At 67.2% G+C, this 12,626-nt stretch carries 10 protein-coding genes; 3 read left to right on the forward strand and 7 right to left on the reverse strand.

The annotated features are described in order from the left end of the window. Positions 1-6 precede the first annotated feature (6 nt). Entirely contained in the window at positions 7-363 is a 357-nt protein-coding gene (locus MSZK_RS04135) for a response regulator transcription factor (protein ID WP_099245119.1), read from the forward strand. Between the two features lie 9 nt (positions 364-372). Here MSZK_RS04135 and MSZK_RS04140 read toward each other — a convergent pair whose 3' ends face one another. Further along, complete coding sequence (locus tag MSZK_RS04140) at positions 373-1,026, reverse strand: response regulator transcription factor (protein ID WP_099245121.1); 654 nt, start codon at positions 1,024-1,026, stop codon at positions 373-375. 164 nt (positions 1,027-1,190) lie between these two features. On the opposite strand from MSZK_RS04140, the gene MSZK_RS04145 reads away from it, so the two are divergent. Then, positions 1,191-1,955: an SDR family oxidoreductase gene (locus MSZK_RS04145; protein ID WP_099245123.1), complete on the forward strand. Its 765-nt coding sequence runs from the start codon at positions 1,191-1,193 to the stop codon at positions 1,953-1,955. A gap of 18 nt (positions 1,956-1,973) precedes the next feature. On the opposite strand, the gene MSZK_RS04150 is transcribed toward MSZK_RS04145, so the two are convergent. The 5 genes from MSZK_RS04150 to MSZK_RS04170 all read right to left on the reverse strand — a co-directional run bounded on the left by MSZK_RS04150 (position 1,974) and on the right by MSZK_RS04170 (position 10,646). Continuing rightward, positions 1,974-3,665, reverse strand: coding sequence for an Ig-like domain-containing protein (locus tag MSZK_RS04150; RefSeq protein ID WP_158230544.1), 1,692 nt, complete (start codon positions 3,663-3,665; stop codon positions 1,974-1,976). A 346-nt stretch (positions 3,666-4,011) separates the two neighbouring features. Continuing rightward, on the reverse strand, positions 4,012-5,385 hold the full coding sequence (locus MSZK_RS04155) for an FAD-dependent oxidoreductase (protein ID WP_099245275.1): 1,374 nt from the start codon (positions 5,383-5,385) through the stop codon (positions 4,012-4,014). Between the two features lie 78 nt (positions 5,386-5,463). Beyond that, a complete protein-coding gene (gene gluQRS / locus MSZK_RS04160; protein WP_099245127.1) occupies positions 5,464-6,348 on the reverse strand; it encodes a tRNA glutamyl-Q(34) synthetase GluQRS in 885 nt (294 codons plus the stop codon). A gap of 9 nt (positions 6,349-6,357) precedes the next feature. Then, positions 6,358-8,094, reverse strand: a complete 1,737-nt coding sequence (locus tag MSZK_RS04165; protein WP_099245128.1) for an ABC transporter ATP-binding protein — start codon at positions 8,092-8,094, stop codon at positions 6,358-6,360. Beyond that, positions 8,091-10,646: an ABC transporter ATP-binding protein/permease gene (locus tag MSZK_RS04170; RefSeq protein WP_099245130.1), complete on the reverse strand. Its 2,556-nt coding sequence runs from the start codon at positions 10,644-10,646 to the stop codon at positions 8,091-8,093. The genes MSZK_RS04165 and MSZK_RS04170 overlap by 4 nt, the downstream gene beginning before the upstream one ends. A 405-nt stretch (positions 10,647-11,051) precedes the next feature. Between MSZK_RS04170 and bfr the strand changes: the two genes are divergently transcribed. Then, complete coding sequence (bfr, locus tag MSZK_RS04175; protein WP_099245132.1) at positions 11,052-11,531, forward strand: bacterioferritin; 480 nt, start codon at positions 11,052-11,054, stop codon at positions 11,529-11,531. Between the two features lie 7 nt (positions 11,532-11,538). Here bfr and MSZK_RS04180 read toward each other — a convergent pair whose 3' ends face one another. Next, positions 11,539-12,612 (reverse strand): ATP-dependent DNA ligase, encoded by a 1,074-nt coding sequence (locus tag MSZK_RS04180; RefSeq protein ID WP_099245134.1) that lies wholly within the window; start codon positions 12,610-12,612, stop codon positions 11,539-11,541. Between the last annotated feature and the right edge of the window lie 14 nt (positions 12,613-12,626).

Here is a 12,626-nt window from a genome sequence, read left to right on the forward strand (position 1 = left end):
TGTGCGATGCGCTGTTTGATCGTCGATGACAGCGCTCAGTTCCGCACCACCGCGAGCACGATCCTGGCCCGCGGCGGCATCGCTGTCGTCGGGATGGCGGCGAACGCGGCCGACGCGGTACGCACCTACCGGGAGCTGCACCCCGACGTGACGCTGGTCGATGTGGATCTGGGCGAGGAAAGCGGATTCGACGTCGTGCGGGCCTTGCACGACGCCGGGGCGCCGGCCTCCGCGATGATCCTGATCTCCACCCATGCCGAATCGGATTTCACCGACCTGATCGCGGTCAGCCCGGTGTCGGGCTTTCTGCCGAAGTTCGCGTTCTCCACGCAGGCGGTGCGGGAATTGGTCGGCTCGGGCTGAGGCCGGCGCTCAGAGCGATTCGAGGTAGACGATCACCGCGCGCACCCGGCGGTGGTCGTCATTGGTTTCCGGCAGGTCCAGCTTGGTCAGAATGCTGCGAACGTGCTTTTCCACCGTGCCCTCGGTCACGAAAATCCGTCGGGCGATACCGCTGTTGGACAGGCCCTCGGCCATCAGCGCCAGTACCTCGCGTTCCCGGCTGCTCAACGCCGCGAGCGGATCATTGCGCCGTCGTGCCGAGACCAGCTCGGTCACCAGTGCCGGGTCGATCACCGAGGCACCGTTGACGACTCGGCCGAGGGTGTCGAGGAAGTCGCTGACGTCGGTGACGCGGCTCTTGAGCAGGTAGCCGATCGCGTGCCCGCCGGACAGCAACTCCAGCGCGTGGTCGACGTCGACGTGAGCCGACAACACCAGGATCGCGGTGTCGGGTGCCTCCTGGCGGATCTGCCGGGCGGCGTCGAGACCTTCGGTGCTGTGGGTGGGCGGCATCCGGATGTCGACGATCGCCACGTCCGGGTGTTCCCGGCGAACCAGTTCCAGCAATTCCGTACCGTCGCCGGCCTGACCCACCACCTGCAAACCGGAGCGATCGAGCAGGCTGGCCAGTCCCTCCCGCAGCAGCACATCGTCATCGGCGACGACCACTCGCGTGCCAGCCATGCGTCCTCCTACCCCCGGCGTCGGGTCCAGTGTCTCATCGACAGGTCACCGGCAGGTATTACCGCTAGCCGGAACCGATGATGGCGGTCAGCGTTGACGACATCGCTGGGGAGCTCCGCGACAGTGAACCGTGGCGGACGTGCCATCGACGAGGGGAATCGACAATGCGAATCTCGGGCAACACCATCTTCATTCCCGGGTCCACCAGTGGGATCGGCCTGGCGCTTGCGCTGGCCCTGCAGGGGCGGGGCAACACAGTCATCGTCGGCGGTCGACGAACCGATCAGTTGGAGGCCATCACCGCCCAGCACCCTGGACTGGGTGCGGTGCGCATCGACATCACCGACCCGGCCGACATCCGGCGGGCCGCCGATCAGGTTTTGGCCGATCACCCGGAGCTCAACGTGGTGATCGCGATGGCGGGCATCATGCGGATCGAAGACTGGCACCAGCCCGCATCGTTCCTCGATTCGGCCGAAGCCACCGTCGCCACCAATGTGCTGGGACCGATCCGGCTCATCGCGGCGTTCATCGAACATCTGCGGCAGCAACCGGATTCGACGATCATGACCGTCTCGTCCGGACTGGCGTTCGCGCCGCTGAAGGTGACCCCCAGTTACAACGCCACGAAGGCGGCGATCCACATGCTCAGCGAGTCGCTGCGACTGCAGCTGGCCGATACCAGCGTCAAGGTAGTCGAGCTCGTACCACCGGCAGTGCGGACTGCGCTGCTGCCGGGACAACAGAACAGTGAATTCGCCATGCCGCTGGAGGAATTCGTCGACGAGGTCGTCGATCTGCTGGAGGCTGCGCCCGATGCCCACGAGCTCCTGGTCGAGCGGGTCAAGTTCCTGCGGTACGGCGAGGTTCGCGGTGACTACGACGACGTGGTGGCTGCCCTCAATGCCGCCGACCCGAACGGAAAGTGAGGAATCGGCCCGATGTGGCTAGCCCGCCAGGAATCGAGCGAATCGCGAGTCGTAGGCCTGCCGGCGTTCGGTCAGCTGCTGTGCCCGCTGTTCGGGTGTGACGTAGACGGTGGTGGGTGGCAGCGCCGCGGGCAGGTCCTGGATGCGGACCACGCGTGAGGTCACCGTCGGTGGGCCGGCGTCGGGGTTGGCCCCGGGCAGCTGCCACCGCACGAACAGACTGCCCTGGGAGAGCCCGGCAGTGTCGACCCAGTTGGCCACTCCCGGATCGGTTTTCGCGATCACGAGCGTGTAGGAACCGTCGGGGTTCTGAATCGCCTGCGACGAGTTGAGGCTGCTCTGGTGGTCGCGGTAGTCGGGGGTGATCGTCCAGGCGTCAGTGATCGGGGTGGTGAAATACCCGGCGTCGCCGAGGGTCACCGTGACGATCATGGCCTGGTCGTCGTCGAGGTGGAACAGCGTCGAGCTCTGGCGTTGTGTCGAGAGGGTTCCGAAGGTGTGCGTGGGTTTGCCCAGCGCGTTGACCGGCTGGACGAACGGCAACAGCATGAGGCCGTACAGCGCGAATCCGGAGGTGGTCGCCAAAGAGACCGCGTCGCCGACCAATTGGTCGTAGATCCGAGGAGCTCCGGCCGTCGGACCGTCGACGCGGACGACGGAGAGTTCGACGGGGGAGTCGGTCCACTGGCCGAGCGTGTCGCGAATGAACACCTGCCGGGCATCCGGGGTGAGCCGCAGGTGGTTGATCGCACCGTCATCGGCTGCCGAGTTGACGGTGATGGTGAAGGTGCCGTCCGGATTGACCACCAGATCGTGCAGTCCGATGTTGTCGACGGAGTTGGTGACGTTCGCGTCGGTGTAGACCGAGAAGTTCAGGTCGGCCGGCGGGTTGCCGACGAACCGCCCGGTGATCACATACGAGGATGCAGCGTCGACCGGGATGGTCCGATACACCGAATCCGGATTGTCGTACGCCCAGCGCCCACCGGGGATGGCCAGCGGCCCCCAGGTGTGTGGCGGGATCTCGTAGGTCAGGACCTGCGGCCGGTCGGCGTCGGTGTTCACCACACGCATGGCGACCCCGAAAGTGAACTCGTCGAGAGCCTGGTTCAGCCGGGCGACGGTGGTGCTGTCCAGGCCGCCCGCGGGCAGGTACTTCACGGCGGCCAACGCGAACCACCACGGCCGCAACACGTTCTTCATCCATTGCAACCGCGGGGCGTGTGCGATCTGTGCGGCCAGGGCCTCCAACTGGAGTTGCTCCGGCGGTGCGGTGGAACCGGGGGCCACCGTGACGGTCACCGTCGTCTGGCCGCCGCTCGGATCGGCGTGCAGGACGCCGGCGAGGTTGATGTGCGGTGGATTGCCGGTGTGGTCACCGACCCGGACGGTGAAGGTGTCGGTGCCGCCGGATACGGCGAACGCATCGGTGGGCACGTAGGCGAACGTGCCGTCGGACCTGAGGACCACGCTGCCGTGCGCAGGGGCGGCCGTCAGGACGTACGAGATCCGATCACCCTCGCGATCGGCGGCATTGAGATCGCCGTTGATCACGCCGTACTGCGAGGCGGTGTTCTGCGCGGGGTCGTAGTCGACTGTGGGTGCGGCGTTGAAGAGGGCGGCACTGATATGGCGGCGCAACAGCTGGGCGGCCGCCGCCAAAGCCTCGTCGGGACCCGGGAGCCGGGCAGGTGGGTTTACCGGCTTCACGCTGCGGGGCGCCGTCTTCTGGGCCGGCCGCGGCGAGCGCGCGCCGGCCGCGATGCCGGAGGGCGTGCGCGTCGCCGCACGAACACGTACGGGCGCCGTGGGTTTCGTGGCACGAGGGGAAGCCGCGACACCGTGGGCGGCCGATGATGTCCGATCTGGCGCCGGTCCAGCCGAGTCGGCACACGCGACTGCGGGCGCCGCTACCGCTCCCACCCCGAGGAACAACGCGAGTGCGCCGATCCTGCCGACGAAACGGCCCATCGAAGTACCCCCGGCACATCGTTGTGGTCAGATACGCTCCGTAGCGTAGCGGAAGCCCGGTGTGGTCGGCCGGTGGTTGCCGATGTCACCCCGTGAGTTCGGCGATCACCGCTTGGGCGGCCCGCTCGCCGGCGTCGACCGCGCCTTCCATATAGGCACTCCAGTAGGTGGCGGTATCGGTTGATGCCCAATGGATCACGCCGATGGGTGCGCTGAGCGCCGGGCCGTAACTGGTCCACACATGCGGCCCCAGGTTGGCGTTGTAGCAGCCGCGGGTCCACTGCCGGTCCGACCATTCGCCGTCCACGTAGAACTCCGGTTTCGCGGCCTTGCTTCCGTAGTGGCGTACCAGTTCCGCGGTCAGCGCTTCTCGGCGCTCGGCTTCGGGAAGACGTCCGAAGGTGCGGGCCTGTTCGCCCTCCAGAAACATGAGGATCACTCCGTGGTCGTCGCCGGGTATGCAGGTGTCATTGGACATCCGGGCCGGACCGATGTCGGAGATGAGTTGACCGTTGAAACCGTCTGCGCGCCAGAATGGTTCGTCGTAGACGAAGAACGCCTTCATCGACGAGCCGTTCGGCAGCCGCTGGGTGAGTTGATCGCGGACGCCGGACAGCGGCGGGTCGTACATGATTCGGCCTGCGAGTGTCGGTGAGATGGCGACGATGACCCGGCGCCCGCGCGCAATCAGTCCACCCCGGCAGGTCACCGTCACGCCGTCGGCGGAGTGCTCGATCAGCTGGACGGGGACGTTCAGCACGATGTGATCGGTGATCAGGGCCGCCAGCCGACGGGGAATCTCGCCCGTCCCGCCGACGAACCGGGTGGTCTGGGCACCGCCCTCGGACTCGGCGAAGAGCTCCGAGGTCACCCCGCAGGTCTGGATCGTGAACAGCAGATGCAGGAAGGACACTTCGGCGGTGGGCACCGCCAGGATGCCGACCGTGCAGATCTCCAGCAGGGTACGGGCGACCGGCGACAGCCCTTGTGCGTCGTACCACGCGCCGGCGGTGATCTCGTCCCACTCCTGTGCCCGCGCCGCCAGCCAGGGCGCTTCGACCGGAACGTCGGCGGCCAACTCGTCGAGGCGGCGCAGCACCCGTTCGAGTTCGGCCAGTTCCCCGGCGAACCGGGCGTGAAACTCGTTCTCCCGCAGCACCCCGGAGCCGACGAGATCGTAGGAGGTCTCACCGTCCTCGAACTGAGGGTAGGTCTCGACGCCGAGTTCGGCTGCCAGCCGGAACATCCGCTCGTGGGTGTCACCGATCCACTGGGCCCCGAGTTCGACGGGCAGACCGGGTAAGACTTCCTCGGTGAGGATGCGTCCCCCGACGCGTTCGTCGGCCTCCAGCACCACCGGTGTCAGCCCGGCCGCCAGTACCGTGCGGGCGGCGATCATTCCCGACAGCCCCGCCCCGACGATGACGACGTCCGCGTCGATCTCTTTCTGCTTCGGCATGGTGGACACTGTGACACAGGGTGGGTGCGGCTACAGGCGGACGGCAATGATGTCCAAGATGCCCGCCAAGGGTTGCGATCAAACCGGTTGATAAACCCACGGCTCGCGGGGAAGACCGGCCGGGTCGAACTGCGCGAGCAGGCCCGCCATGTCGGTGGCGGGCCAGCCCAGCGATGCCGTGATCAACGCGAACGCCGTGGGAACCCCGAGTTCGGCCAGTGTCACCGCGCCGTCGCGCTTGGCCAGCCGCTTGCCTTCGGCGTTGACGACCAGCGGCACATGGGCGTACACCGGCGCCGGATAGCCGAGCAAGCCGGCCAGGTACGCCTGGCGGGGGGAGGAGGACAGCAGGTCGTCGCCGCGCACCACCTGGTCGATGCCGGAGCGGGCGTCATCGACGACGACGGCGAGGTTGTACGCCGGGACCCCGTCCCCGCGGCGCAACACGAAATCGTCCACCAATCCGGTGAAGCTGCCGTGGACCAGATCGGTGACCGTGTATTCGGTGGCATCGGAGCGCAGCCGCAGCGCCGGCGGGCGTCCGGTCGCGCGATTGGCGCTGCGTTGGGCGTCGGTCAGCTCGCGACAGGTGCCGGGATAGGCCCCTTCTGGGGCGTGCGGAGCCCGGGGTGCGCTGAGGATATCCCTTCTGCTGCAATAGCATTCGTATACCAGGTCGCGGCTGGTCAGGGTGTCGATGGCGGCGTCGTAACGGTCGCGGTGCTGGGACTGCCACAGCGGCGGGCCATCCCACGTGACGCCGATGGCGGCCAGATCGGCGAGCTGACGGCGAGCCACGTCGTCGTGGGTGCGATCGTCGAGGTCCTCGACGCGCATCAGAAAGCGCCGCTGCGTCGACCGGGCGAACAACCATGCCAGCACCGCGGTGCGCAGATTGCCGATGTGCAGGTCGGCCGACGGGCTGGGCGCGAACCGGCCCGCACCCGGCGTTGGGCGGGTCACGCCCGCAATCTAACTCATGCCACTCGGCGCGGTGATCTGCCAGCCGGCGCTGGTCTCCTGCCGGCGCCAGAACTGCGCGAATCGCCCACCGCGGGCGAGCAGGTCCTCGACGGTGCCTTGCTCGACGACTTCCCCGTCGTCGACGAAGAGGACCTGATCGGCGTGGCGGATGGCGTCGAGGCGATGGGCGACGACGACCCGGGTGCGCTGCTGCGGATCCTGCTGGATTGCCTGGCTGATCGACGCCTCGTTCTCGGTGTCCAGCGCGCTGGTCGCTTCGTCGACCAGGAGCACCCCGGCCGGCTTCAACAGGGCTCGGGCGATGCTGACTCGTTGCCGTTCGCCACCGGACAACGCGGTGCCGGCCTCGCCCACCCTGCTGTGTGCGCCGTCGGGAAGCCGTTCGACGATGTCGTCGACCCGGGCCAGCGCCATGACGCGGGCCATGGCGTCCTCGCCGGCCTCGGGATCGCCGACCCGGATGTTGTCGGCGATGGTCCCGTCGAACAGATAGGGGTGCTGGAACACCACAGTGACCAGCGCCCGCCGGGATGCGGGATCGACCTCGGTGCCGTCGATGAGGATCTGCCCGCGCACGGGTCTGTGTAGCCCGGCGATCAACGACAGGATCGTGCTCTTCCCGGACCCGGAGGGGCCGACGACGGCGGTGGTGCTGGCGGGTTCCAGGGTGAACGTGACATCGCGCAGCACCTCGTCGCCGTGGTAACCGAAGGCCACCGAGCGGAATTCGATTCGCGGCGGCCGGGATTGGGTCGCGGGTAGCGCCGGCCGGTGGGTTTCCACGGGTGCGGTGGTCACGGTGTTCAGGCGGTCGAGCACACCGCGGGACGACTCCATGGCGCCGGACAGATCGGCAATCACGGTGAAGGGCTCCAGGAACCGCACCAGCACGATCGTCAGCGCCACCGCCACCGGGGCGCCGATGTCGCCGCGCAGGGTCAGCGTGGTGATCGTGCCGGCCAGCAGGATCAGGGCGATCTGACTGGCCACGCTGAACAGCAGCTGACCGGGGATCGCGAACAGCAACAGCCGCAACGTCGCTCCCCGCACGGTGGCGATGGCTTCCCCGGTCTGGCTACGGGCGGCAGTGACTCGGCGGCTGGCCCGTAACGCCTGCTGGGTGCGGGCGAACTCCACCAGTCGTTCGGTCAGTGCGCTGTGCGCGCTCGCGTCGGTGGCGTCAGCCTTGCGCACCAGCCGCTGGCTTACGGTGAGCGCGCCGAGCAGGACCGGCAGAGCGAGCGCGGCGGCCACGCCGACCTGCCAGGAGACGAAGAACAGTCCGGCGGTGATCGCGGCGGGCAGCAGCAGTGCGCCGAGGAACGGGCTGAGCAGATTGGCGACGAAGCCGACGAGTTCGGGAGCGCTGGCCGCGATCGCCTGGCGGGAGAGCGCGGTGTTGTCGGCGGTGAACCACCGGAGCGGGGTGTCGGTGAGCCGGTCGGCCATGGCGTGCTGGGTGGTGTCGGTCAGCGCGAAGCCGATGCCGAATCCGATTCGGGCCAGGGTCATGTCGACCATCCAGCCGCCGACGGTGACCGCGGTGAGCGCGCCGACCCAGGGCAGCGCGCCGGCCGGGTCCGGTCCGAACAGTGCGGCCAGCAGCGGAACCAGCAGCAGCGCGCTCGCCGCGCGCAGGACAACCGAAACCGCCGACAGCACAACATAGGTCCTGAGACGACCGCGAAGGTGCGCGGGCAGGAGCCGGATCAGGCCGGCGATCACCGGGCCGCCTCCATTCTCAGGGCATCGCTCGGTGCGGCGGTGCCGGCCCGCCTGCTCTCCCACAACCGCCGGTAGCGGCCGTCGCGGGCAAGTAGTCCGGTGTGGGTGCCGATCTCGGCGATCCGCCCGTGGTCGAGCACCACGATCTGGTCGGCGCCGGTGATCGTGTGCAGCCGATGTGCGATCACCAGCACGGTCCGGTTGTGTACCAGCGAGCTCAGCGCCTGTTGGACAAGGTATTCCGACTCCGGGTCGGCGAACGCGGTGGCCTCGTCGAGGATCAGGATGGGAGTGTCGGCGAGTAGCGCCCGGGCGATCGTGAGGCGTTGCCGCTCCCCGCCGGACAGCTGGCTGCCGGCGCCCAGGACGGTGTCGTAACCGTTGGGCAGCAGCATGATTCGTTCGTGGATCCGTGCCGCGCGGGCAGCCTCTTCAATCGCGGCGGCGCCGGCGTCCGGGCGGGCCAGTGCGATGTTCTCGCTGACGGTACCTGCGACCAGTTGCACATCCTGGAACACGAATCCGACGCGGGTGTAGAGCTCATCGGGCGTCAGTGACCGGATATCGCGGCCGTCGATGCGGATCGCGCCGCCATCCACGTCGTGGAACCGGGCGAGCAGCGCGGCCAATGTCGATTTGCCCGAGCCGGACGGTCCGACCAGAGCGGTCACCGTGCCTGGGTGCAGATCCAGCGTCACGTCGTGGATCACGGGAACACCGGGGCGGTAACCGAAGCTGATGCCGTCGAACCTCACACCGGGGGCAGCACGGTGTGGCGAGGCATCCGGCTGCGTGGTCAGCTCGTCCTCGTCGAGAACCACAGCGATCCGTCTGGCCGCCTGAGTGCCCTCGCGTATCCCGCCCAGGCCGTAGGCGATCCCCAGCAGGCGACTGCCGAAGGTGGTACCCAGGACCAGGAACGGCAGCAGCGTCGTCGGGCTGGTCCAACCGGCGAGGACGAACCCGGTGCCCGCCGTGACGATGAGCCACAGGAAGGTGGTCGGCCGGGTGACCAGATCCATGAACGTCTTCTTGCCGATGAAGGGACGCTGCCAGTCGTTGAGGAAGACCAGGTAGTCGTCCAATCGCCGGCGGAACGAGGAGGCCGCTGCCCCGCCGAAGATCCGGATCACCGGCTGACCCTCGAGGAATGCCGCCGATTCGCCGTTCATCCGCTCGGCCCAGCGCGACGCCTCGGCGATCTTCGGACCACTCTGATACACCATGGTCCAGGTGGTCACGATGTAGACACCGATCGGGAGGAACAGGATCAGCGCCATCCGCCAGTCGACGGCGAAAAGGTACACCAGCACGGCGATCGGCGCGATCACCGCGGCCACCGCGTCGCATACCGCGTGGGTCACCAGATAGTGCAGTGACAGGGTGTCGTCCTGGATGAGCTTCTTGACCGAGCCGGATCCCCGATCGGTGAACCAGCCCAACGGCATTCGAGCGAGTTTGTCCAGCAGCAGGCGTCGTACCTGCGCGCTGAATCGCATGTCGACCACGTGCAGCCACAACACCAGCACTGCTCCCAACGTGGTGCCGGCGGTCAGCAACACGACGAACATCGTCACGGTGCTCCAGACCCGCGCGTGATCGGCGCCGGTCAGCAGCAGCTGTGCCAACTCGACCAGGACCACGAACGGAGCCAACTGCAGCAGGGTGAGCAAGGCCTGGAGCACTCCGGCGGCGACGAGCCGAGACTTCACCGGTTCCAGTAGGTGCTTGCCCGCTTGCGACCGCCACGTCCCCTTGGCGGCCGGCGTGCGTGGGGGAGTGGGCGCGGCGGACGCCGGTGGGTCCTGGTCGCGGGTGCTGCCCATTTCGCGGCCCCGGGTCCAATAGGCCTGGGCGTGCAGATCGGTCTTGGGAAAGCCGAAGACGTCACGCAACGTCTTGCGTAGATGCTTGAGCGTGCCGGCCTCGGTGCCCGCCCACGCCGACCAGTTCGACCAGTCCCGATCCTCGATGGCCGCGGCCAGCGAAGCGTCGTCGATTCGGGTCACCCAGTGCACCCTGCGGCGCGGATGGTCGGTGAGCGGAATGAGTTCGTCCTCCTCGCAATGGCGTTCGAGGTACACCTCGACGTCGACATCACGAGGTAACGCGGCAACGATCGAGTTGATCGCGGGAATGGAGGCCGAGTCGCCGATGAGCAAGAAGCCCGCGGGTAGTTCGTCGGGCACCTCGAATCTCGATGAGCCGAGTGCGACCACCGGAACGGACATGCCCGGTTCGGCGGTCGCCGCCCACGCACTCGCCGGGCCGGCGGGCTCGTGCAAAACCACGTCGACGGCGAACCGGCCGGCCTCGGGGTCGGCCCACACGAGCGTGTAGGCGCGCTGGAATTCCGCGGTGCTGCCGGCCGGGTCGGGGAACCAGAACCGCAACCAGGCGGTCGGCTCCACGCTGAGGTCGTCGAACACCGTCGGTGCCGAGAAAGTGATCCGTACGCAGTGGGGGGCGACGGGGGCCACCTGTTCGACGGTCGCGGTGTGGTCGCGCCCTCCGAACCCGCGCAGCAGCGCGCCTTGGAAGCCTCGTCCCATATCGGTGTCCTCCGTCGGCCGGTGTCAGGTTAGTTAGCTTAACCTAAGCTAACTAACCTGTGGGGCGCCACGATCGCCAGATATCAGGACGAAGTCTGAAAATTGACGCGCGCGACGGCAGCGAAAATCGGCACGCGAAAATTCATCGCAACTCACGCATTGGTCGCTCAATTCCCCTGAGCGAGGGCGTGACTGGCGGTATTGCGGCAGGTTTAGCCTAGCCTCAACTAATTTGCCGGCCGTCCGGTCGATGTGCGAATGTGCAAGCGCGACAAGGTCGATTGACCCAGATGCGGCGCGCGTTCGGCGGTGCTGTACTAGATTCGTCGACTGCGGTATTGAGTAACTTTGGCGCAATTGTGCAGGCCGCTGATTGCGACATCGAGGGTATGACAGGAGAAATTCATGCAAGGCGACAGCGAGATTCTCACCCTCCTCAACCAGCAGTTGACGAGCGAGCTGACCGCGATCAACCAGTACTTCCTGCACTCGAAGATGCAGGACAACTGGGGCTTCACCGAGCTGGCCAAGCACACCAGGGACGAGTCCTTCGACGAGATGCGGCACGCCGAGGCGATCACCGACCGCATCCTGATCCTCGACGGGCTGCCCAACTACCAGCGGATCGGCACGCTGAACATCGGCCAGACGATTCGCGAGCAGTTCGAGAGCGACCTGGCCCTCGAGTACGAGGTGGTCAACCGGCTCAAGCCGGCGATCGTGGTGTGCCGCGAGAAGCAGGACTCGACCACGGCCAACCTGTTCGAGTCGATCGTGGCCGACGAAGAACTCCACATCGACTACCTCGAGACGCAGTTGGAGCTGATGAACAAGCTGGGCGTGGAGTTGTACTCCGCGCAATGCGTCGCCCGGCCGCCGCACTGATCGACGATCAGGCCGGCGGCTCCAGCCCCGGGATGATCTCGTCCAGGCTGAACAGCACCGGCCGTTCGAGCTGCTCGTAGGTGCACGAGCGCGGGTCGCGATCGGGGCGCCACCGATTGAACTGCGCGGTGTGCCGGAACCGCGCCCCCTCCATATGGTCGTAGCGCACCTCGACCACCCGCTCGGGCCGCAGCGGCACGAACGACAGATCCTTGCCGGCGTTCCACCGGGACCCGGCGTTCTTCTGCGGGGTGCGCTCGCCCGCTTCGTGCGCCGCCCAGTTCCACGGGTGAGAATCGAATTCGGTTACCAGTGGCTGCAATTCGGCAAACAGTCGGCGCCGCTGCGCCATCGGGAACGCGCCGATCACCCCCACCGACGCCAGCGTGCCGTCGTCCGAGTAGAGCCCGAGGAGCAGTGAGCCGATCGCGTCTTCGCCCGACTTGTGCACCCGATAGCCGGCGACCACGCAGTCCGCGGTGCGTTCGTGTTTGACCTTGAACATCACCCGCTTGTCCGGCTGGTAGGTGATCGTGAGCGGTTTGGCGATCAGTCCGTCCAGGCCCGCTCCCTCGAACTCGGTGAACCACCGTTGTGCAGTCGGAAGATCCGTGGTGGCCGGTGTGACGTGAAACGACGGGCCGGCCTTCGCCAGGGCTGCCACCAGCGCCGCCCGTCGCTCGCTGAACGGGCGCCCGGTGTAGTCGTCGTCGCCGAGCGCCAGCAGATCGAAGGCGACGAATGACGCCGGTGTCTTCTCGGCGAGCATGCGCACCCGCGAGTCGGCCGGATGAATCCGTTGTTGCAGTGCCTCGAAGTCCAGCCCGGCGCCGGTGGCGATGACGATCTCACCGTCGATCACACATCGCTGTGGCAGCTCGGCCAGTGCGGCAGCGACCAATTCGGGAAAGTACCGGGTCATCGGCTTCTCGTTACGGCTGCCCAGTTCGACCTCTTCGCAGTCGCGGAAACAGATCGACCGGAAGCCGTCCCACTTCGGTTCGTACGACGCGTCGGGCGGAATCGCGGACACCGACTTGGCCAGCATCGGGGACACCGGCGGATTAACGGGCAGCTGCATCAGGTCATTCTCGT

The organism is Mycobacterium sp. shizuoka-1 (genome assembly GCF_002723835.1).
Lineage (GTDB): Bacteria > Actinomycetota > Actinomycetes > Mycobacteriales > Mycobacteriaceae > Mycobacterium.

Coding starts and splice junctions, on each gene's coding strand:
- MSZK_RS04140 (WP_099245121.1), bottom strand. CDS start 1,026: ATGGCTGGCACGCGAGTGGTCGTCGCCGATGACGATGTGCTGCTGCGG.
- MSZK_RS04155 (WP_099245275.1), bottom strand. CDS start 5,385: ATGCCGAAGCAGAAAGAGATCGACGCGGACGTCGTCATCGTCGGGGCG.
- MSZK_RS04135 (WP_099245119.1), top strand. CDS start 7: ATGCGCTGTTTGATCGTCGATGACAGCGCTCAGTTCCGCACCACCGCG.
- MSZK_RS04145 (WP_099245123.1), top strand. CDS start 1,191: ATGCGAATCTCGGGCAACACCATCTTCATTCCCGGGTCCACCAGTGGG.
- bfr (WP_099245132.1), top strand. CDS start 11,052: ATGCAAGGCGACAGCGAGATTCTCACCCTCCTCAACCAGCAGTTGACG.
- MSZK_RS04170 (WP_099245130.1), bottom strand. CDS start 10,646: ATGGGACGAGGCTTCCAAGGCGCGCTGCTGCGCGGGTTCGGAGGGCGC.
- MSZK_RS04180 (WP_099245134.1), bottom strand. CDS start 12,612: ATGCAGCTGCCCGTTAATCCGCCGGTGTCCCCGATGCTGGCCAAGTCG.